The organism is Lysobacter sp. A421 (genome assembly GCF_054052145.1).
Genome location: NZ_JBSVRL010000003.1, coordinates 209,019 through 228,682 on the forward strand (window position 1 = coordinate 209,019; position 19,664 = coordinate 228,682).

The following is a 19,664-nucleotide window of genomic DNA, read 5'->3' on the forward strand; positions in this document are numbered from 1 at the left end:
GGGGCGGCGCTTGCCTCAAGCAAGCGTGCGATCAAACGGTATCGGATGGGAGCTCCAGCGACTCCAGCAGTGGCTGCAGGGCATCGCCGTGCGGCTGCGTATACAGCCGTTGCACGTCTTCTTCGGTGATCTCCAGCCGCAGTGACCAACCGTGCTCGGCGGCATGCTCCTCGCGTACGGCCCCCAGCTCGTGCAGACGGGCGCGCAGCCGTCCTGCGCTTGAGGACAGCTCCACCGTGCCGGTCACGTGGCGAAGCTGCAGCGCCTCGCCAATCACTTCGGGCAGCAGATCCAGGCCGAGGCCGTCGCGCGCCGAGACCCAGACCCGCGAGTGGCCTTCACCCGGCCGATCGATCCGCGGTCGTACCTGCTCAAGCCGGTCGATCTTGTTGAATACCAGGATCTGCGGGAGATCGCCGGCACCAATCTCGGCCAACACCTCGTTGACCTGGGCGATCCGCTCGTCCCGCAGCGGATCATCGGCATCGATGACATGCAACAGCAGGTCCGCTTCGCGCGCCTCCGACAAGGTGGAGCGGAACGCGGCGACCAGCTCATGGGGCAAGTCACGGACGAAACCGACGGTATCGGCCAGTACCACGGCGCTGCCGGACAGTTCCATCCGGCGCACGGTCGGATCCAGGGTGGCGAACAGCTGGTCGGCGGCGTAGGCGCCGGCACCGGTCAACGCATTGAACAGCGTCGACTTGCCGGCGTTCGTGTAGCCAACCAGGGCGACCCGCGGCAACTCGCTACGGACGCGGCCACGGCGCATCTGGTTGCGCTGCACCTCGACTTTCTGCAGGCGCTTTTGCAGTTGTTCCAGGCGTTTTTGCAGCAACCGGCGATCGGTCTCCAACTGGGTCTCACCCGGCCCACGGAGCCCGATGGAGCCGCCGCGCTGGCGCTCCAGGTGGGTCCATCCGCGGATCAGGCGGGTCGACATGTGCTTGAGCTGGGCCAGCTCGACCTGCAACTTGCCATCATGACTGCTGGCGCGCTGGGCGAAGATGTCCAGGATCAGGCCGGTGCGGTCCACCACCCGGCACTGCAACGCGCGCTCCAGGTTGCGCTCCTGGACCGGGCTGAGCGGATGGTTGACCAACACCAGGTCAGCGCCGCTGGCCGCTGCGGCGGCCTGCACTTCTTCCAGCTTGCCGCTTCCGATCAGGATCGAGGCATTGGGCCGATCAATGCGCGCGGTCAGGGTGGCCACCACGTTGGCCCCGGCCGAACGAGCCAGCTCGGCAAACTCTTCCACCTGCCCCTCGTCGGGTGGTCCACCGGCGTGGGGCTGGATCAACAGGGCGTTCCCACCCTTGCGGGAGCGTTCAAACAAAGGTTGCGGACTCCGCGAATCGACAGGTCATGCCCACCAGATGGGTGCGTGGCGGGCAAACACAAGGTCAGTCGGCGGCAGCGTCCTGCGCGCGCTCACCGTCGCCTTCGCCTGACTGGACATAACCGCCACTGGGGCCGACCCGGACGTTGCGCGCCGGCACCACGGTGGAAATGGCGTGTTTGTAGACCATCTGGCTGACGGTATTGCGCAACAGCACCACGAACTGGTCGAACGACTCGATCGTGCCCTGCAGCTTGATGCCGTTGACCAGGTAGACCGAAACCGGCACGCGTTCGCGACGCAGCGCATTCAGGAAAGGATCCTGCAAAGATTGTCCCTTGGACATCAAATTTTCCCCAACATTGTCTTTCTAGTTATGGTTGGCCGCTCCGTTTGGCGGAGCCGTCCCATCGCCAAATACCGACCCCACAGCAGCGATGGGGCGATGGTAGCGCATGTAGCCGCAGGCTGGCTCAGTGGCGTTGGCGGATGAACATCCGCAGCGCCGTATCCAGCGCGTCCGCCTGGGTGGCCGGGTCGAACCAGCGCGCGTCCAGTTGGCCACGCAGCCAGGTCAGCTGACGCTTGGCCAGCTGGCGGGTGGCGTATATCGCACGGTCGCGGAAGCCGGCGGCATCGAAAGCGCCATCCAGATGTTCCCAGGCCTGGCGGTAACCTACCGCTCGCAATGCTGGCAACTCCAGTGGAGCGCGATGCGCCTGCAACTCGGGCATGGTGCGCAGGCGCTGGACTTCCTCCAGGAAGCCGGCATCCAGCATCAGGTCGAAACGACGCTCGATGCGTTGATGCAGGACGGCCCGGTCCTGCGGGGCCAGCACCAGCTTGAGCGCCCGGAAAGGCAGGCGCGGTGGGGATGGCTCGCGTTGCCAGTCGCTGATGGTCCGTCCTGACAGCCGGTATACCTCCAGCGCCCGCTGGATCCGTTGCGCATCGGTCGCGTGGATGCGCTGCGCCGCCTGCGGATCAATGCGCGCCAACTGGGCGTGCATCGCGGCCCAGCCCACCTCGGCCGCCTCGGCGGCCAGCAGGGCGCGCGTCGGTGCATCGGCGCTCGGCATGGCCGACAGCCCTTTCAACAAGGCGTGGAAATACAAGCCGGTACCGCCGGCGAGGATCGGCAACTTGCCACGGGCGACGATGTCGTCCAGCGCGGCGCGGCCGGCAACGGCGAACTCGGCCGCCGAGTACGGCTGCCAGGGTTCGCGCAGGTCGATCAGGTGGTGCGGCACGGCGGCCATCTCATCGACGCCGGGTTTGGCGGCGCCGATATCCAGGCCGCGGTAGATCAGCGCCGAATCAACGCTGACAATCTCGCCACCCAAGCGCTGGGCCCAGTCCAGCGCGAGCGCCGTCTTGCCCGACGCGGTCGGCCCCATCAGCGCGATCGCCAGCGGACGTGGATCGTTCATGCCACTCCGCCGGCGCTCGTCATGGGGTGCGGGACTGGCCCCGCATCAATATCCGGTTTCACGCAGCGAGGCTCGCACCTGCTGGTGCAACACCTGGATCTCCTGCGGCGGCTCGCGGTCAAGTTTGCTGACCACGATGATGCCCAGGGTCGCCACGATGAAGCCGGGGACGATCTCGTAGAGCTCGAAACCGAGCCGATCGACCGCGACCAACTTCCAGGCGATCACGGTAGCCGCGCCGAGCACGATGCCGGCCAGCGCGCCATTGCGGGTCATGCGCTGCCAGAACAGCGACAACAGCACCACCGGACCAAAGGCCGCGCCGAAGCCCGCCCATGCGTAGCTGACCAGCCCAAGCACGCGGCTGTCCGGATCGCGCGCCAGCCATAGCGCCAGCAACGCAATCAACGCCACCGAGGCACGACCGGCCCAGACCAGCTCGCGCTGGCTGGCGTGGTGGCGCAGGAAGCCGCGGTAGAAGTCCTCGGTCATCACGCTGGAGCAGACCAGCAACTGGCACGACAGCGTGCTCATCACCGCGGCCAGGATCGCCGACAGCAGGACCCCTGCGATCCATGGGTTGAACAACAGGGTTGCCAGGTCGATGAATACGCGCTCAGCGTTCTCATTCACCGGGCCGGCCACTTCGGGGTGGGCATTGAAATAGGCAATGCCGAAGAAGCCCACCGAGACCGAGCCCAGCAGGCACAGGATCATCCAGGCCATGCCGATCCGGCGCGCCTTGGGCATCGAGGTAACGCTGTCGGCGGCCATGAATCGCGCCAGGATATGCGGCTGACCGAAGTAGCCCAGCCCCCAGGCCAACATCGACACGACCCCGATGAAGCCCATCTCTCCACCGCGGAACCAGTCCAGGTTGCCGGGGTCGATCTGCCCGATGAGGGCGACACTGGCTTCGAAACCGCCGTTGGTCATGATCACGATGACCGGCGTCAGCAACAGCGCAAAGAACATCAGCCCCGCTTGCAGGGTATCGGTCCAGCTCACCGCCAGGAAGCCGCCCACCAGGGTGTAGATAATCGTCGCCCCTGCGCCCCACCACAGGGCTTCTTCATAGGGCAGGCCGAACACGCTTTCGAACAAGCGCGCGCCAGCGACCACGCCGGAAGCGCAATAAATCGCGAAGAACACCAGGATGACCAGTGCTGACAACACCCGCAGGATGCGGTCCTTGTCCTGGAAGCGATGGGTGAAATAGTCGGGGATGGTCAGCGCGTTGCCAGCGCGCTCGGTGTACACCCGCAACGGACCGGCCACGTACATCCAGTTGAAGAAGGCGCCCAGGATCAGCCCCATTGCGATCCAGGCTTCAGACAGGCCGCCCAGGTACATCGCGCCGGGCAAGCCCATCAGCAACCAGCCACTCATGTCCGAGGCGCCAGCAGCAAGCGCGACCACCCACGGGCCCAACGAGCGGCCGCCCAGGATGTAATCGTCGAATGTCTTGGTCGAGCGCCAGGCGACGAACCCGATCAGGATCACGACCGCAAGGTAGATGGAAAACGTTATGAGTAGCGGTGCACTGGCTGTCATTGGCAACAGGTCCCCGTGTTCGGAAAAACGGCCGCGGCGGCGGCGCGAATGGGCCAGCCTAACGCACCTTTCCGGATGGTTCAGCCCCCGGGTTATGCACAGGGGCTGTGGACAAGCCATCGGATCAACTTGTGGATAACCATCGGAGCCGCTTACTCCGCAAGGGTTGCGATCAACCTGGTCATTTTTTGGCTAGTGCGGCCACTGCATTCCATACCTTGAGTGCATCCACCGTCGCGGCCACATCGTGCACGCGCAGCAGCCGGGCTCCGCGTTGCGCGGCGATCAGGTGCGCAGCGACCGAGCCGCTCACCCGTTCCTCCATTGGCTCCCGGCCGGTCAACTCGGCAATGCTTCGTTTGCGCGACAGGCCCGCGAGCACCGGCACCCCCAGATCCACCAGTTGCTCCAGCCGCGCCAGCAAGACCAGGTTGTGGGTCAGGGTCTTGCCGAAGCCAAAGCCGGGGTCGATGACGATCCTGGCTTTGGCGATCCCGGCCATCTCGGCGGAAAAAATGCGTTCCGCCAGGAAACGGTGGACCTCGGAAACCACGTCGTCGTAATGCGGGGCGTCCTGCATGCTCCGCGGCTCGCCGCGCATGTGCATCAGCACCACCGGCACGCCGAGTTCCGCGGCGGTGGCGAGCGCGCCGTCCTGGCGGAGCGCATAGACATCATTGATCATGCCGGCGCCGGCCTCCACCGCCGCGCGCATGACCTCGGGCTTGGACGTGTCGACGCTGATCGGCAGCGTGGTCTCGCGAGCCAGTCGTTCGACCACCGGGACTATCCGGCGCAGCTCTTCCTCGACGGCAACATCATCGGCACCCGGACGGGTCGACTCGCCGCCGATGTCGAGGATGTCCGCGCCCTCGCTGGCCAACCGCAGGCCGTGTGCAACCGCCGCCTCCAGGGTGTCGTGCTGGCCACCATCGGAGAACGAATCCGGGGTGACGTTGACGATGCCCATCACGCGCGGCTGGTCAAGGCGCAACAATCGGCCGTTGCAATCCAGTGTCGGAGCGGTGTCAAACATCGGTTGCTCAATAAAAAAGGCCAGAGCGAACTCTGGCCTTTCCGGTGTCACGCAGCAAGTGTCATGGGGCAAGACCCGCTCGGGTCTGCTCGGCGGTCCCACCGATCGTTCCAGGCGTGTTGGCGTCATCCTTTGGAGGCGGCAACTTGGTCACGCCGTTCGCGTCTTTTTCCCAGTCGGCCGGCGGTCCTGGCGTGCGCCCGGCCATGATGTCGTCGATCTGGTGGGCATCGATGGTCTCGTACTGCAGCAAGGTATCGGCCATCACATGCAGCTCGGGCAAGTGCTTGGTCAGGATCTCGGTGGTGCGCTGGAACGCCTTGTCGAGGATGCCGCGAACGACCTCGTCGATCTTGCGCGCGGTGTCATCGGAGACGCTCTTGTGCTGGGTGACCGAACGGCCCAGGAACACCTCGTCATCTTCCTCACCGTAGGAGATCGGCCCCATCTCGTCGCTCAGGCCCCATTTGGTGACCATGTTGCGGGCCATCTTGGTTGCGCGCTCGATGTCGTTGGACGCGCCAGTGGTGACCTTGTCGGCACCAAAGATGAGCTCCTCGGCAACCCGTCCGCCATACAGCGATGCCAGTTGTGACTCGATTGCGGTGCGGTTGAAGCTGTATTTGTCGCCTTCGGGCAGGTACATGGTCACGCCCAGCGCGCGGCCACGGGGAATGATGGTGACCTTGTAGACCGGGTCATGCTCCGGCACCACGCGGCCGACGATGGCGTGACCGGCCTCGTGATATGCGGTGAGCTTCTTCTCGTCCTCGCTCATCGCCATCGAGCGCCGCTCCGCGCCCATCATGATCTTGTCGCGCGCCTTGTCGAAGTGGTCCATGCGGACTTCCTTGGCGTTGCTGCGCGCCGCAAACAGCGCGGCCTCGTTGACCAGGTTGGCCAGGTCCGCACCGCTGAAGCCCGGGGTTCCGCGGGCGATGGTCATCGGCTCGACATCGTCGGCCAATGGCACCTTGCGCATGTGCACGCGCAGGATCTGCTCGCGGCCGCGCACGTCCGGCAGGCCGACCACGACCTGGCGGTCGAAACGGCCGGGACGCAACAGCGCCGGATCGAGCACGTCGGGGCGGTTGGTCGCGGCGATCACGATCACGCCCTCGCCACCCTCGAAGCCGTCCATCTCCACCAGCAGCTGGTTGAGGGTCTGCTCGCGCTCGTCGTGACCGCCGCCCAGGCCGGCGCCGCGATGACGGCCGACCGCGTCGATCTCATCAATGAAGATGATGCACGGCGCGCTCTTCTTTGCCTGTTCGAACATGTCGCGCACGCGGCTGGCGCCGACGCCGACGAACATCTCGACGAAATCCGAGCCGGAGATCGCGAAGAACGGCACCTTGGCCTCGCCGGCGATCGCACGCGCCAGCAAGGTCTTGCCGGTACCCGGCGGGCCGACCATCAGCACGCCGCGCGGAATCTTGCCGCCCAGCTTCTGGAACCGGCTCGGATCGCGCAGGAACTCGACCAGTTCGCCAACCTCTTCCTTCGCCTCGTCGCAACCGGCGACATCGGCCAGGGTCACCTTGATCTGGTCCTCGCCCTGCAACTTGGCGCGCGACTTGCCAAAGCTCATCGCGCCCTTGCCGCCGCCTTGCTGCATCTGCTTCATCACGAAAATCCAGAACGCGATGATCAGGATGATGGGCAGGAAGTTGAGCAGGATCGACCAGAACGACGGGCCACCGGGCGGCACCTGCTCGATGACCACGCCGTGCTGCAGCAGGTCGTTGACCAGGTCCTTGTCACCCGGGCTGAAGGTCGTGAACGGCGTGCCGTCCTTGCGCTCGCCGGTGATGGTGGTGCGATCCTCGGCGATCTTGACCTTCTCGATCTTGTCGCCCTGCACCTGCTCGACGAATTGATCGTAGGCCAGTGGCACGGCGGGAGCGCTGGTACGCGGACCGAAGGTCTGGAACACCACCATGAGCACCACGGCGACGATCACCCAGAGCAGCAGATTCTTGGCCAAGTCGTTCATTTAATAAGGTTCACGTTTTTTGTGCGAGAGGCCCGGAACCCCGGGTGTCGAGTACAGCAGACCACGTTATTTCATTTCCGCGCGCTTGCCCTGGGCCAGCGCGTACACCTCCGGAGAACGCTTGCGCGACGCCTCCGGCTTGCGGATCGCGACCTTGGCATAACGCCGTCGCAACTCGCGCACATAGTCATCGAAACCCACGCCCTGGAACAACTTGATCAGGAACGCACCATCGACGCGCAAGTGCTGGTCGGCGAAATCCATCGCCAGTTCGGCCAGGTACAACGCCCGCGGCATATCCACCGCATCCACACCACTCTTATTGGGGGCCATATCCGACAGCACAAGGTCCACCGGCTTTCCATCAAGGCAATCAACCAACCCGGATAAGACCTCATCCTCCCTGAAATCCCCATGAAGGAACTCCACCCCGGCCAGCGACGGCATCTCCAGGATGTCCAGCGCGATGACCCGGCCGCTGTCGCCCAGTGCCTTTCGCACCCATTGCGACCAACTGCCGGGCGCCGCACCCAGGTCGACCACGGTCATGCCCGGCTTGAGCAGCCGGTCACGCTCGACCAGTTCCTCCAGCTTGTAAGCCGCGCGTGAACGCAACCCTTCCGCACGCGCCTTCTTCACAAAGGGGTCGGAATGGTGTTCCTTGAGCCAGCGCTGGCTGCTTTTGCTGCGGGTAGCCATGAGGATGGACGAAAAATCGCGAGGATGACGGGCCCCCATGTTACCCTGCGCGCCTTTCCAACCTCACTTGCGTGCATTGATGGCTACTGTCCTGACCAACGCCCAGACCCGGTTCCTGCGCGGCCAGGCCCACGACCTCAAAGCCATGCTCCAGGTGGGCGGCAAGGGGATCACCGACGCCCTTGTGGCCGAGATTGACCTGGCCCTGGAACATCACGAACTGGTCAAACTCAAGATTGCGGCAAGCGACCGGGAGGCGCGTGACGCGATGATTGGCGAGCTTTGCACGCGTACCGAATCGGCCCTGGTACAACGCATCGGCCACACCGCAGTGCTCTACCGGGCCAGCGAAGACAACCGTCAGATCGTGTTGCCGCGAAGCTGATAACGGCAATGTCCGCGGCCAATTGTTAGCATGCGCCGATGGAACTGAACCTTGAACGCCCCGACTACGAATTTGCGTTGCGCGCCGCCGACGGCGTCTCCGCGCTGGTCAACAACCGCCGGCTGACCCGCAGTTTCGTGATTGCACCCGATCACCTGATGGACACTTGGGCAGTGACGGATGCCGCCTCGCTGGGGCCTGCGGAACTTGCGCCCCTGCTGGAGCTGCAACCGGAGGTGATCCTGCTGGGCACCGGGGAACAGCAGGTATTCCCGTCGGCGGCCACAAGAGCGGCCTGCCTGGCACACGGGGTCGGCATGGAAGTCATGACCAACGCCGCGGCGGCACGCACGTTCAACGTACTGGCAAGCGAAGGTCGCAAGGTCGTCGCCGGCTTCATCCTCGCCGGCTGAGGGACTGTCCTGTCAGCCGGACCTGCCTGCCGAACTTACTTGGCCGGCAGGTACAGCAGCGGATCGACCGGCTTGCCGTTGTAGCGGATCTCGAAGTGCAGCATGTCGCGCGCCGCTCCGGTGCGGCCCAGCTCGGCGATCTGCTGACCAGCGCTGATCTTCGTGCCTTCGGTGACCATCCGGTTGCGGTTATGGCCGTAGGCGGACAGCCACTGCTCGTTGTGCTTGATGATGATCAGCTCGCCGTAACCGACCAGACCGGATCCGGAATACACCACGGTGCCATCGCCCGCGGCACGGACCGGCGCACCAGCAGTGCCGCCGATATCAACGCCCTGCTTGGTTGGATCACCCGCCGAGAAACGGTTCAGCAGCGGCCCGTCGACCGGCCACCGCCATGCCACGCCACTGTTCAACGGCGGCGTGGTCGGCTTGCGGGGTGCAGGTGCCGCAGCGGCAGACCTGGGCTTGGTTGTGCTCGTCGGTCGCGTCGTGTTGCCGGCGACGCCAGCCTTGGGGTACAGCACCAATCGCTGGCCGGGGTAGATCGTATACGGCGCTGGAATACCGTTCCATGCCGCGAGGTCGCGCATCGCGATTCCGTTCTCCGTGGCAATCCGGTACAGCGTGTCGCCGCGCTGGACGACGCTGCTGGCCCCGTATTTTGGCGTGGAAGCCCCCCCACCCTCGCGGGTCACCGTGCTGGAGCAAGCCGCAAGCGCAAGCGCCGCGGCGATGGGCAGGAACAAACGGAGAGTCAACTTCATCATTCGCCTTGTTGTGTCTTCCAGGTGGTTCAGATCAATGCGGCTGGCGGCAAGTATCGATGCCAACGGAGCGACGGTGGTGGCTCAACTGGAAAGCCGCTGGAACAACTCGTGTGCCGCCAAGCCACCACCGCCGATCAGGATGCCAAAGTAGATGATTGTCCCGATGTTCGCCAAATGGCCAAGCAACATCGCTCCGCCGTCGCGCTGGATCATGCCTACAGCGTAAAACAGCAATGCCAGGCCCGGTAGCGTATTGCTGAACGGGATGAATCCGAACGGTGCCATCAGCAACAGGGCGGCCAGGATGAAGGCGAGATTGTTGAATACGTCTTGCGCGCGTCCATCGACAAACACCCGTAGCCGATGCGGTCGACTGATCTTCTCCAGTCGCCCCACCCAGACCATCCCGGCGGTCAGGCCCGGGCGCAGTTTCTCGACCGGCAGCGCCTTGGCCTTGAGCTTCTCCGGGAGCCAGAAAGGCCGTCCTATCAGGCGACTGATGCCGACCAGCAGGATCACCGCACCGAACACCGTGCTGACCCCCGGGATCGACACCGGGATCAGGAAGACCAGGGTCAGCAATATGGTCAGCAGCAGCAGGCCTTCGTCCCCGAACACCGCCAGCAACTCACCCAGGGTCAATTGGTCCTCGGGCAAGTTGCGGATAATCGTGGCGAGTTGTTCTCCCAGCGCGACGGCGTCGGAATCGCGGGCCTCCTGCGGGGCGTCTGGATGGGTCACGGCAGTCAGTCGACCAGGCCAGACAAAAGCGGCACGAACACCACCGGCCCCAGTGATTCCTGGGCAATCCGGCCGTTGGCATCCTTGTACAACCTGAGCAGCGATTGCGACGAGGCCGCGCCCACCGGAGCAACCAGCGAACCGCCCGGCTTGAGTTGCGCGGTCAACGCATCCACCAGTGCCGGCGCCGCGGCCGTGACCAGGATGGCGTCGAAGGGGCCGTTTTCCGCCCAACCGATGCGGCCGTCGTCATGCTTGCTGCGCACATTCATCCCCAACTGCCGGAAGCGCTTGCGCGCGGTGCGTAGCAGTTCGCCAATGCGCTCCACGGTATGCACTTCCAAGCCGAGCGCCGCCAGGATCGCGGCCTGGTAACCCGAGCCCGTGCCGATCTCCAGCACCTTCGCCGGGTGGGTCTCCAGCAGGGTCTGGGTCATTTTCGCCACCACCCAGGGCTGGGAGATGGTCTGGCCGTGGCCAATCGGCAGGGCGGTGTCCTCATAGGCGCGCGTGGCCAAGGCTTCATCGACAAACAGGTGCCGGGGCACGGTGCGGATCGCGTTGAGCACGCGCTCGTCGGTGATGCCATTGCCACGCAGGCGATCCACCAGACGATCACGTACGCGCTGCGACGTCATGCCCGACCCGAGTGCTTCGGGTTGCAATCGCATCCGCAGGTTCATGGTGATGCCTCGTGCCCGTTGCCGCGGTCCAGCAACGAGGCTGCCAGTCCGTCGACCCAGCTGGCGACCTGCTCCAGCGCCTGGTAACGGGTCAGGTCGACCTTGATCGGTGTAATCGAGATGTGTCCGCTGTGCACCGAATGGAAATCGGTACCGGGGCCGGCGTCCTGCTCCGGTCCGGCGGCGCCGATCCACCACCACTGACGTCCGCGCGGATCGGTCTGTGGCACGCAGGCTTCGGCGCGGTGGCGGTTACCCAACCGGCAGACCTGGAAACCCCGGATCTCATCCCAGGGCAAATCCGGCACATTGACGTTCAGGATCGTGTCGGCCGGCAACGGATCGGTGCGCAGCCGGGCGATGATCTCGACGGCGGCACGCGCGGCGGTCTCGTAATGACGCCCGACATGATCGGTGGTGACCAGCGACACGGCCACCGCCGGCAGTCCGAGGAAGCGGCCTTCCATCGCCGCCGCCACGGTGCCCGAATAAATCACGTCGTCGCCAAGATTGGCGGCATTGTTGATGCCCGACACCACGATGTCGGGCTCGTCTTCCAGCATTCCGGTGATCGCCACGTGCACGCAATCGGTCGGCGTGCCAAAGACCCGCCAGCTGCCGTCGTCCTGCTGCATCGTGCGCACCGGCATGTCCAGGGTGAGCGAATTACTGGCGCCGGAACGGTCGCGGTCGGGCGCCACCACCACCACGTCATGCCCGGCGGCACGCAGCCCTTCGGCGAGGACCCGGATGCCCGGGGCGTCGACACCGTCGTCGTTGCTGACCAGAACTCGCATGAACTCCCTTGGCGGGCGCCACGCAAGGCGCCAAAAGATAATGGAAAAGCAGAACCACCATGATAGCCGAAGGTGGTGGCCAGCTCAGCCGCCGATCGACATCAGTCCTGTTTTTGCCCACTCGTATTAACCCATTCGTTTTGACCCGCTCGCTTGCACAACCGCGTTGCCGCGTTAGGATTTGTTGACGGTTCCCCGGATACGCCCATGAATGGCCCCCACGATGACGACGATGCGGCACTGTTCCGCCGCGCCATCGGGGCGGTGAGAATCCTGCCGGAACGCGCGCCTCCGCCCGCCCCGCCGCGGCCCAAGCCGCGTGCGCGCATGGCCGAACGAGACGAGGCCAATGCCCGCGACGAGTTCCGCCACCCGTCGGACGCAGCACTATTGGAGGCAAACGACCCGCTTTCCTACCGCCACGAAAGCTTACCGGCAGACGCTTGGCAACGACTGCGGCGCGGTGAGATGGCCGCCCAGGAAGAACTCGACCTGCACGGCACCGATGCCCGGACTGCCGAGGCCCTGCTGCGCGCGTTCCTCGACGATGCGCTCCGCCACGGCCTTGGTTGCGTGCGGATCATCCATGGCAAAGGGGGCCGCGAGCGGACGGATTTCAGCAGCAGCGGCGCACCGGTGCTCAAGAACCTGGTCGATCGCATGTTGCGCCATCGCTCCAGTGTCCTGGCATTCCATTCCCCGCCGCCCGCCCAAGGGGGCGCCGGCGCCGTCGTGGTGGTGCTGGCACGGCAGCGACGACGCTAGCTGATCGTTGGGCGGCGCTTGCCAACTACACGCTTGCCAACTACACGCCTGCCAACTAACGGCCCGCGAGCGATTCCGCGTCCGGGTTCAGTGGTGGGTTGACCCACATCACCCTGACGCCACGACGGCTGGCCAGCTGTTCCACCATGGACATGTACAGCTGATCGGCATTCAGCGGCTGGGTTTGGGGCGTGGCGCGCGCCGATTGCTCATCCATGCTGGCGCAGGCCGACAGGCCACCCACCAACAACGCCATCAGTGCAATACGCAACAAGAGGTTCATGACGCAGCTCCCGACGGTTCGGGGCCGGACGCGGGTCGCGTCTGGGGTCCGATCCACTCGGCTCCCAACTCCGGTATACCCCTCCTGGTGGCCAGCGCCAGTGCCTGCAGGAACTTTCCGATCAACGGCAGCCGGATTGATGGCAGGTCGCGCTATTGGGCCCCAACCCGACCTGCAGACGTCAGTGGCCGCCAGCGAAGCCCGGTTCAGTGACCACGCCCAGCTCCGCCAACACCACGGTCGCGTAGGTTCCGGGCGGCAGCTGGAATCGCAATTCCAGCGTGGCGGCATCCCGCCAGTCCCATTCCAGGCCACCGGGTCGCAGTCGCAGGCAGCGCCGCTCCTGCTTCAGCCCGGCTTGCTCCAGCCCCTGACATAGCTCCGTCGCCGGCGATTCGCCGGACACCTGGTGCTCCATCACGGCGACCTCCCCGGTGCTGCGCAACGGGCCCTGTCCCCAGAGCGGTCCAGTCGGGTGGATATCGAAGGCCGCCAGCCGTTGTGCAAGGGTTGCATCGAAGGGCTGCGGGCCGAACACGCTGCGACTGCCTTCCAGCATCCAGACCTCGCCGTCCAGCGACTCGCCGGTGGCTGACAGGCCGCTCCAGTTCCCGGCGGCGACGCGAGCGCAAAGCAGCTGATTGAACACCGCCGAACGTGCCGCCGACAGCAGCATGCCGCGCTGGTCCCGCCGTACCTTGCGGCCGGCGAACATCGCCAATGCCCGGGCGATGTTGTCGCCGCCATGCCCAAAGCGCTGTCCACCAAAATAATTGGGGACGCCGGCAGCGGCGATGGTGGCCAGCCGGGCATCGATCACCTCGCGCTCACCCTGGACGTCGCGCAACACCAGTTCGAAACGATTGCCGGCCAGCGCACCGCGCGGCAGCTTCTTCGCGTGCCAATGGTGGTCAAGCACCTTCAGGCCCGGGGTGTCCAGCGCCGCCAGGTCCGGAGCGACCTTCTTCGGCAGGTGGACACTGAAACGCTGGCGGGTCACGGCATGACGATCCTTCAGGCCGGCATAACCAATCGCCATCTCGCTGACACCGGCCCATTGGGCAATGCACCTGGCGGCAAAGGCGGTGTTCATGCCGCGCTTCTCGACTGTCAGCAGCAGGTGTTCGCCACTGCCACTGGGTGAGAAGCCTGGCAACTCATCGACACGGAAATCCTCCGGTGTGCTGCGAATGCGTGCACTCAGTGCCGGCGGACCCGACGCGCGCAAGGGTTGGACCACCGCTGCCGCGCTCGAACCGGTAGCGCTCACGGACGCGACAACAGGCAAACCGCCATCGCCGCGAGGCCTTCGCCACGCCCGGTGAAACCCAGTGTTTCACTGGTGGTGGCCTTGATGCTGACCGCATCGATCTGGCAGCCAAGATCGTCCGCCAGCAACTCGCGCATGGCCTGTGCATGGGGACCGATCCGGGGACGCTCGCAGATCACGGTGATGTCTGCGTTGCCCACCCGCCAGCCCCGCTCGCCGATCAGGGTGTTGCAATGGCGCAGGAATGCACGGCTGTCGGCGCCCTTCCACTGCGGGTCGCTGGGCGGGAAATGGGTGCCTATATCCCCCAGCGCCAGCGCTCCAAGCATCGCGTCGCACAAGGCGTGGATCACCACGTCGCCATCGGAATGGGCCAGCACGCCGCGCTCGTGTGGCACCCGGATACCGCCGATGACCACGTGGTCGCCATCGCCAAACGCGTGCACGTCATAGCCTTGGCCAATACGAATATTCAATGTGGAATGTCCTGGTTGCGACAACGGAAACGGATCAGTCGGGGGTTTCAGTCTGAAATCTGGGCAGTACCGCGGGACAACAGGTAGCGGGCAAGGGCGAGGTCGGCCGGCGTGGTCACCTTGAGGTTGTCCTCCCGGCCTTCCACCAGCCGTGGGAAGGCACCGACGCGCTCCATCGCCATCGCCTCGTCGGTCACCACCACGCCATCGGCGCGAGCACGCAACAGCGCAGCCGTCAGCGCGCCACGGCGGAATGCCTGCGGTGTCAGCGCGCGCCACAAACCTTCCCGTGGCTGGGTCGCGATACTCCTGGTGTCGGCATCGGCACGCTTGAGCGTATCGCGCAACGGCGCGGCGAGAATCGCTCCAACCGCGTCGGCCTGTGCCACTTCGATCAGGCGTGCCAGGTCGGCGGCGGCCAGGTTGGGACGCGCGGCATCGTGCACCAGCACCAGTGCATTCTCTCCAACCTCGTCGGGCAATGCCTGCAGCGCGGCCAGCACCGAGTCGGCTCGCTCACCGCCGCCGACACAGCGCAACACCGGCTTGCCGTGCAACGATGCCCAGCCGGGCCAGCGTTCATCGTCCACCGCCAGCGCAACCATCACGCCACTGATTTGTGGATGGCCGAGCAGGGCATCCAACGCATGTTCGATCAGCGGTCGACCGGCGACCTGCAGGTATTGCTTGGGGATGTCACCGCCAAACCGGCTGCCACGTCCCGCCGCCGGTATCACTGTCCAGATCATCACTCGCTCCAGTGGGACGGGACGTTGCCCGGGACGCATCGCCGGCGTGAAAGTCAATCGGCCGGGACGGGTTCCGGTCGATCCGGCGCGGCCGGATCGACCACCCGGTAGAACGTCTCGCCGGGCTTGATCATGCCCAGTTCGCTGCGCGCACGCTCTTCGACAGCCGCCTCACCGGACTTGAGGTCTTCGACCTCGGCCTGCAGCGCGTCGTTGCGTTGCTGCAGGCCCGCGTTCTCGCGATTTTGCTGCGCCACGGCCTGCTCCAGCGCCGCGACGGAAGCCCGACCACCCTCGCCTGTCCACAGACGGTATTGCAGGAACGCCAACATCGCGATCAACAGCAGCAGCAATAGCGCCAGCCAACGCATGGCCGGGGTCAGCGCTTCAGCGACACGAACGCATCGCGACCGGCGTAACGTGCAGCCGCACCCAGTTGCTCCTCGATCCGCAGCAACTGGTTGTACTTGGCCACCCGGTCGCTGCGGGACAGCGAGCCGGTCTTGATCTGGGTTGCCGTGGTCGCCACCGCGATGTCGGCGATGGTGGTGTCCTCGGTCTCGCCGGAGCGGTGCGAGATGACCGCCGCGTAACCGGCGCGATCGGCCATCGCGATCGCCTCCAGGGTCTCGGTCAGGGTGCCGATCTGGTTGACCTTGATCAGGATCGCGTTGGCAACCTGCTGGTCGATGCCCTGTTGGAAAATGCGCGGATTGGTCACGAACAGGTCATCGCCGACCAGTTGCACCTTGTCGCCCAGCTTCCCGGTCAGCTGCTTCCAGCCGTCCCAGTCGTTCTCGTCCATGCCGTCCTCGATGCTGATGATCGGGTACTGCGCGCACCAGCCGGCGAGGAAGTCGACGAACTGCTCGCTGGTCAGCCGCTTGCCTTCGCCAGTGAGGTTGTACTTGCCGTTCTCGTAGAACTCGCTGGACGCTACGTCGAGGCCGAGCAGGATGTCCTCTCCGGCGTGGTAACCAGCCTTGCCGATCGCCTCCAGGATGGTTTCCAGCGCTTCTTCATTGCTGCGCAGGTCGGGGGCGAAACCGCCTTCGTCACCAACGGCCGTCGACAGGCCACGTCCCTTGAACACCGACTTGAGCGAATGGAACACTTCGGTGCCGGCACGCAGGCTTTCCGAGAAGCTGTCGAAACCCACCGGCAGGATCATGAATTCCTGCAGGTCGACGTTATTGTCGGCATGCGCACCGCCGTTGATGATGTTCATCATCGGCACCGGCAGCACTGCGGCACGGTCACCGGCCAGGTGCTTCCACAACGGCAGCTTCAACGACGCGGCCATCGCATGGGCGTTCGCCATCGACACCCCAAGCAGCGCATTCGCACCCAGCCGGCCCTTGTTGTCGGTGCCATCCAGGTCGATCAGGCGCTTGTCGATTCCCGCCTGGTCGGACGCATCCATGCCGGTGATCGCCTTCGCGATCGCGGTATTGACGTTGCCCACCGCAGTACGCACGCCCTTGCCGAGGTAGCGGGTCTTGTCGCCGTCGCGCAGCTCGACCGCCTCCTTGGAGCCGGTGGACGCGCCCGAGGGCACCATCGCGCGGCCGAAGCTGCCATCGCTCAGGGTGATTTCGGCCTCAAGGGTCGGGTTGCCGCGGCTGTCGAGGATTTCACGGGCGTGGACTTTGGCGATTTCGGTCATGTCGGGTCTGTGCGGGTCTCAGGGTTGGGATTCGAGGAATGCGTGTTGCTTGGTGACCTGGTCAATGGCCATCAGCGTTTCCAGCAGGGCGCGCATCTTTCCCAGTGGCCAGGCGTTGGGGCCGTCGGACAGGGCTTCTTCGGGCCTGGGATGGGTTTCCATGAAGATGCCGGAAATGCCGACCGCCATCGCTGCGCGCGACAGCACTGGCACGAACTCGCGCTGGCCGCCGCTCTTGCCGCCGGCGCCACCGGGCAGTTGCACCGAATGGGTCGCGTCGAACACCACCGGGCAGCCGGTGTCGCGCATCACCGCGAGGCTGCGCATGTCGCTGACCAGGTTGTTGTAACCGAAGCTGGCGCCGCGCTCACAGACCATGATGTCCTTGTTGCCGGTCGCCAGCGCCTTGTCGGCGACGTGCTTCATCTCCCACGGCGACAGGAACTGGCCCTTCTTGACGTTGACCGGCTTGCCGGCGCTGGCGACCTTCTGGATGAAGTCGGTCTGCCGGCACAGGAACGCAGGCGTCTGCAGCACGTCGACGACCGAGGCGACCTCGTCCATCGGGGTGTACTCGTGGACGTCGGTCAGCACCGGCACGCCGATCTGCTTCTTCACCTCGGCCAGCACCTTCAGGCCTTCCTCGATGCCCGGGCCACGAAAGCCCGACACCGAGGTGCGGTTGGCCTTGTCGAAGCTGGACTTGAAGATGAAGGGGATGCCGAGCTCGTCTGTGATCTCCTTCAGCGTGCCGGCGGTGTCGAGCTGCAGTTGCATCGACTCGATCACGCAGGGGCCGGCAATCAGGAAGAACGGGCGGTCAAGGCCTATTTCGAATCCACAAAGCTTCATGCATTTGCCTCTTTCAGCAGGCCGACAGCGGGGTTCTCGTCGCCCCGGCCTTCATTGTGTTTGTGCTCGCGCGCGGCGCGGATGAAGCCGACAAACAGCGGGTGGCCATCGCGCGGGGTGGACAGGAACTCAGGATGCGCCTGGCAGGCCAGGAACCAGGGGTGCACCTCACGCGGCAGCTCGATCATCTCCACCAGCAAGTCATCCATCGACTTGGCGCTGATCACCAGGCCAGCGTCTTCCAGCTGTGTGCGATAGCGGTTGTTGAACTCGTAGCGGTGGCGGTGACGCTCGGCCACCACGTCCTTGCCATACAACTGGTGGGCCAGGGTGCCAGGCTTCAGGCGCTGCTCCTGCAAGCCCAGCCGCATGGTGCCGCCCAGATCGCCGTCTTCACTACGCCGCTCCACCTCACCGGTCGCGGTACGCCATTCGGTGATCAGACCAATCACCGGGTGCGGAGTCGACTTGTCGTTTTCGGTGCTGTTGGCATCTTCCAGGCCGGCCTGGTTCCGCGCGTAGTCGACCACGGCGGCCTGCATGCCATAGCAGATGCCGAAATACGGGATGCCGGTCTCGCGCGCGTGCCGGGCGCCCAGGACCTTGCCCTCGAAACCACGGTCGCCAAAGCCGCCGGGCACCAGGATGCCATCGACACCTGCCAGTGCACTGGCGCCGCGCCGCTCGACATCGCTGGACTCCAGCCATTTCAACTTGACCTTGGTGCGCTGGCGCAAACCACCGTGCTTGAGCGCTTCACCCACCGACTTGTAGGCGTCCTGGTGATCGACATATTTGCCGATGATCGCAATGGTGACTTCGTCGACCGGATTCTCCGCAGCCTCGACCACCGCATCCCACTCGGTCATGTCGGCAGGGCCGGCATCCAGCCGCAAGCGCTCCACCACCAGATTGTCCAGCCCCTGCTCCTGGAAGCGGGCGGGCATCTTGTAGATGTTGTCCAGGTCGACCGCGGAGACCACCGCGCGCTCGGACACATTGGTGAACAGGGCGATCTTGCGACGCTCGTTGTCGGGCAACGGCTGCTCGGAACGGCACACCAGGATGTCGGGCTGGATACCGATGGAGCGCAATTCCTTGACCGAGTGCTGGGTCGGCTTGGTCTTCAGCTCGCCGGCGGCCGCGATGAACGGCACCAGCGTCAGGTGCATGAACAGTGCCTTCTCGGGGCCGCGCTCGGTGCGGATCTGGCGGATTGCCTCAAGGAACGGCAGCGACTCGATATCACCCACCGTCCCGCCAATCTCGACCAGGCCGACGTCAAAGCCGTCGGTCGCATCGAAAATACCGCGCTTGATCTCGTCGGTGATGTGCGGAATCACCTGCACGGTGCCACCCAGGTAGTCGCCGCGGCGCTCCTTGCGGATCACGTTTTCGTAGATCCGACCGGTGGTGATGGAGTTCTTGCGGCTCAGGCGGGTACGGACGTAGCGCTCATAGTGGCCCAGGTCCAGATCCGTCTCCGCGCCATCGTCGGTGACATACACCTCACCATGCTGGAACGGACTCATCGTGCCCGGATCGACGTTGATATACGGGTCGAGCTTCATCATCGTCACACGCAGGCCGCGGGCTTCGAGGATGGCTGCCAGTGAGGCTGCCGCAATGCCCTTGCCGAGCGAAGACACCACGCCACCGGTGACGAAAATCAGGGGAGTCATGCGTTTTACTGCCGCTGGAAAGCCGTAGTTTACAGGCTGGACGCGCGCACTGCGACCGTTCGGCCTCGACGGCTG

22 protein-coding genes are annotated in these 19,664 nt (G+C 65.0%); 3 read left to right on the top strand and 19 right to left on the bottom strand.

Translation table 11 applies throughout. The features are described 5' to 3' along the window. Positions 1-31 precede the first annotated feature (31 nt). The 7 genes from hflX to rlmE form a co-directional block, all read right to left on the bottom strand. Positions 32-1,339, bottom strand: a complete 1,308-nt coding sequence (gene hflX / locus ACW7G6_RS10730) for a ribosome rescue GTPase HflX (RefSeq protein WP_456998235.1) — start codon at positions 1,337-1,339, stop codon at positions 32-34. Between the two features lie 67 nt (positions 1,340-1,406). Beyond that, positions 1,407-1,688: an RNA chaperone Hfq gene (gene hfq / locus ACW7G6_RS10735; RefSeq protein WP_456978598.1), complete on the bottom strand. Its 282-nt coding sequence runs from the start codon at positions 1,686-1,688 to the stop codon at positions 1,407-1,409. Positions 1,689-1,815: 127 nt separating this feature from the next. Further along, on the bottom strand, positions 1,816-2,772 hold the full coding sequence (gene miaA, locus ACW7G6_RS10740; RefSeq protein WP_456998236.1) for a tRNA (adenosine(37)-N6)-dimethylallyltransferase MiaA: 957 nt from the start codon (positions 2,770-2,772) through the stop codon (positions 1,816-1,818). A gap of 45 nt (positions 2,773-2,817) precedes the next feature. Beyond that, positions 2,818-4,326 carry a sodium/proline symporter PutP gene (gene putP / locus ACW7G6_RS10745; RefSeq protein ID WP_456978596.1) on the bottom strand — a complete coding sequence of 503 codons (1,509 nt, stop codon included), beginning with the start codon at positions 4,324-4,326 and terminating at the stop codon, positions 2,818-2,820. Between the two features lie 181 nt (positions 4,327-4,507). Continuing rightward, complete coding sequence (folP, locus tag ACW7G6_RS10750) at positions 4,508-5,362, bottom strand: dihydropteroate synthase (RefSeq protein WP_456978595.1); 855 nt, start codon at positions 5,360-5,362, stop codon at positions 4,508-4,510. Between the two features lie 61 nt (positions 5,363-5,423). Beyond that, positions 5,424-7,358, bottom strand: coding sequence for an ATP-dependent zinc metalloprotease FtsH (gene ftsH / locus ACW7G6_RS10755; protein ID WP_456998237.1), 1,935 nt, complete (start codon positions 7,356-7,358; stop codon positions 5,424-5,426). Positions 7,359-7,424: 66 nt separating this feature from the next. Next, a complete protein-coding gene (gene rlmE / locus ACW7G6_RS10760) occupies positions 7,425-8,057 on the bottom strand; it encodes a 23S rRNA (uridine(2552)-2'-O)-methyltransferase RlmE (RefSeq protein WP_456978593.1) in 633 nt (210 codons plus the stop codon). A 79-nt stretch (positions 8,058-8,136) separates the two neighbouring features. Here rlmE and yhbY point away from each other — a divergent pair, with 79 nt between their 5' ends. Then, positions 8,137-8,442, top strand: coding sequence for a ribosome assembly RNA-binding protein YhbY (yhbY, locus tag ACW7G6_RS10765; RefSeq protein ID WP_456978592.1), 306 nt, complete (start codon positions 8,137-8,139; stop codon positions 8,440-8,442). A gap of 38 nt (positions 8,443-8,480) precedes the next feature. Then, on the top strand, positions 8,481-8,855 hold the full coding sequence (locus ACW7G6_RS10770; protein WP_456978591.1) for an Mth938-like domain-containing protein: 375 nt from the start codon (positions 8,481-8,483) through the stop codon (positions 8,853-8,855). Between the two features lie 35 nt (positions 8,856-8,890). Here ACW7G6_RS10770 and ACW7G6_RS10775 read toward each other — a convergent pair whose 3' ends face one another. From ACW7G6_RS10775 to surE, 4 genes are all read right to left on the bottom strand, one after another. After that, entirely contained in the window at positions 8,891-9,622 is a 732-nt protein-coding gene (locus tag ACW7G6_RS10775; RefSeq protein ID WP_456978590.1) for a peptidoglycan DD-metalloendopeptidase family protein, read from the bottom strand. A gap of 84 nt (positions 9,623-9,706) precedes the next feature. Further along, the gene (locus ACW7G6_RS10780; protein ID WP_456978589.1) at positions 9,707-10,366 is read right to left on the bottom strand and encodes an exopolysaccharide biosynthesis protein; all 660 of its coding nucleotides are present in this window, start codon (positions 10,364-10,366) and stop codon (positions 9,707-9,709) included. 5 nt (positions 10,367-10,371) lie between these two features. Then, positions 10,372-11,049 carry a protein-L-isoaspartate(D-aspartate) O-methyltransferase gene (locus tag ACW7G6_RS10785; protein WP_456978588.1) on the bottom strand — a complete coding sequence of 226 codons (678 nt, stop codon included), beginning with the start codon at positions 11,047-11,049 and terminating at the stop codon, positions 10,372-10,374. Then, positions 11,046-11,846 carry a 5'/3'-nucleotidase SurE gene (gene surE, locus ACW7G6_RS10790; RefSeq protein WP_456998238.1) on the bottom strand — a complete coding sequence of 267 codons (801 nt, stop codon included), beginning with the start codon at positions 11,844-11,846 and terminating at the stop codon, positions 11,046-11,048. Before surE ends, ACW7G6_RS10785 begins: the two co-directional genes overlap by 4 nt. Before the next feature lie 207 nt (positions 11,847-12,053). Here surE and ACW7G6_RS10795 point away from each other — a divergent pair, with 207 nt between their 5' ends. Then, the gene (locus ACW7G6_RS10795) at positions 12,054-12,611 is read left to right on the top strand and encodes a Smr/MutS family protein (RefSeq protein WP_456978586.1); all 558 of its coding nucleotides are present in this window, start codon (positions 12,054-12,056) and stop codon (positions 12,609-12,611) included. A 55-nt stretch (positions 12,612-12,666) separates the two neighbouring features. On the opposite strand, the gene ACW7G6_RS10800 is transcribed toward ACW7G6_RS10795, so the two are convergent. The 8 genes from ACW7G6_RS10800 to ACW7G6_RS10835 all read right to left on the bottom strand — a co-directional run bounded on the left by ACW7G6_RS10800 (position 12,667) and on the right by ACW7G6_RS10835 (position 19,589). Further along, positions 12,667-12,894 carry a hypothetical protein gene (locus ACW7G6_RS10800; protein WP_456978585.1) on the bottom strand — a complete coding sequence of 76 codons (228 nt, stop codon included), beginning with the start codon at positions 12,892-12,894 and terminating at the stop codon, positions 12,667-12,669. 181 nt (positions 12,895-13,075) lie between these two features. Continuing rightward, entirely contained in the window at positions 13,076-14,164 is a 1,089-nt protein-coding gene (gene truD / locus ACW7G6_RS10805; RefSeq protein ID WP_456998239.1) for a tRNA pseudouridine(13) synthase TruD, read from the bottom strand. Beyond that, positions 14,161-14,664, bottom strand: a complete 504-nt coding sequence (gene ispF, locus ACW7G6_RS10810) for a 2-C-methyl-D-erythritol 2,4-cyclodiphosphate synthase (protein WP_456998240.1) — start codon at positions 14,662-14,664, stop codon at positions 14,161-14,163. The genes truD and ispF overlap by 4 nt, the downstream gene beginning before the upstream one ends. Before the next feature lie 23 nt (positions 14,665-14,687). Next, positions 14,688-15,389 (bottom strand): 2-C-methyl-D-erythritol 4-phosphate cytidylyltransferase, encoded by a 702-nt coding sequence (gene ispD, locus ACW7G6_RS10815; RefSeq protein ID WP_456978582.1) that lies wholly within the window; start codon positions 15,387-15,389, stop codon positions 14,688-14,690. A gap of 53 nt (positions 15,390-15,442) precedes the next feature. After that, positions 15,443-15,760, bottom strand: a complete 318-nt coding sequence (gene ftsB, locus ACW7G6_RS10820; protein ID WP_456978581.1) for a cell division protein FtsB — start codon at positions 15,758-15,760, stop codon at positions 15,443-15,445. An 8-nt stretch (positions 15,761-15,768) separates the two neighbouring features. Further along, positions 15,769-17,055: a phosphopyruvate hydratase gene (gene eno, locus ACW7G6_RS10825; RefSeq protein WP_456978580.1), complete on the bottom strand. Its 1,287-nt coding sequence runs from the start codon at positions 17,053-17,055 to the stop codon at positions 15,769-15,771. Between the two features lie 18 nt (positions 17,056-17,073). Then, on the bottom strand, positions 17,074-17,907 hold the full coding sequence (gene kdsA / locus ACW7G6_RS10830; protein ID WP_456978579.1) for a 3-deoxy-8-phosphooctulonate synthase: 834 nt from the start codon (positions 17,905-17,907) through the stop codon (positions 17,074-17,076). Then, positions 17,904-19,589, bottom strand: coding sequence for a CTP synthase (locus ACW7G6_RS10835; RefSeq protein ID WP_456998241.1), 1,686 nt, complete (start codon positions 19,587-19,589; stop codon positions 17,904-17,906). Before ACW7G6_RS10835 ends, kdsA begins: the two co-directional genes overlap by 4 nt. Positions 19,590-19,664 lie beyond the last annotated feature (75 nt).

Coding starts and splice junctions, on each gene's coding strand:
- hfq (WP_456978598.1), bottom strand. CDS start 1,688: ATGTCCAAGGGACAATCTTTGCAGGATCCTTTCCTGAATGCGCTGCGT.
- folP (WP_456978595.1), bottom strand. CDS start 5,362: ATGTTTGACACCGCTCCGACACTGGATTGCAACGGCCGATTGTTGCGC.
- ispD (WP_456978582.1), bottom strand. CDS start 15,389: ATGATCTGGACAGTGATACCGGCGGCGGGACGTGGCAGCCGGTTTGGC.
- rlmE (WP_456978593.1), bottom strand. CDS start 8,057: ATGGCTACCCGCAGCAAAAGCAGCCAGCGCTGGCTCAAGGAACACCAT.
- ACW7G6_RS10795 (WP_456978586.1), top strand. CDS start 12,054: ATGAATGGCCCCCACGATGACGACGATGCGGCACTGTTCCGCCGCGCC.
- eno (WP_456978580.1), bottom strand. CDS start 17,055: ATGACCGAAATCGCCAAAGTCCACGCCCGTGAAATCCTCGACAGCCGC.
- ACW7G6_RS10775 (WP_456978590.1), bottom strand. CDS start 9,622: ATGAAGTTGACTCTCCGTTTGTTCCTGCCCATCGCCGCGGCGCTTGCG.
- ACW7G6_RS10800 (WP_456978585.1), bottom strand. CDS start 12,894: ATGAACCTCTTGTTGCGTATTGCACTGATGGCGTTGTTGGTGGGTGGC.
- ftsB (WP_456978581.1), bottom strand. CDS start 15,760: ATGCGTTGGCTGGCGCTATTGCTGCTGCTGTTGATCGCGATGTTGGCG.
- ACW7G6_RS10785 (WP_456978588.1), bottom strand. CDS start 11,049: ATGAACCTGCGGATGCGATTGCAACCCGAAGCACTCGGGTCGGGCATG.
- surE (WP_456998238.1), bottom strand. CDS start 11,846: ATGCGAGTTCTGGTCAGCAACGACGACGGTGTCGACGCCCCGGGCATC.
- ACW7G6_RS10770 (WP_456978591.1), top strand. CDS start 8,481: ATGGAACTGAACCTTGAACGCCCCGACTACGAATTTGCGTTGCGCGCC.
- ACW7G6_RS10835 (WP_456998241.1), bottom strand. CDS start 19,589: ATGACTCCCCTGATTTTCGTCACCGGTGGCGTGGTGTCTTCGCTCGGC.
- ftsH (WP_456998237.1), bottom strand. CDS start 7,358: ATGAACGACTTGGCCAAGAATCTGCTGCTCTGGGTGATCGTCGCCGTG.
- yhbY (WP_456978592.1), top strand. CDS start 8,137: ATGGCTACTGTCCTGACCAACGCCCAGACCCGGTTCCTGCGCGGCCAG.
- miaA (WP_456998236.1), bottom strand. CDS start 2,772: ATGAACGATCCACGTCCGCTGGCGATCGCGCTGATGGGGCCGACCGCG.
- kdsA (WP_456978579.1), bottom strand. CDS start 17,907: ATGAAGCTTTGTGGATTCGAAATAGGCCTTGACCGCCCGTTCTTCCTG.
- putP (WP_456978596.1), bottom strand. CDS start 4,326: ATGACAGCCAGTGCACCGCTACTCATAACGTTTTCCATCTACCTTGCG.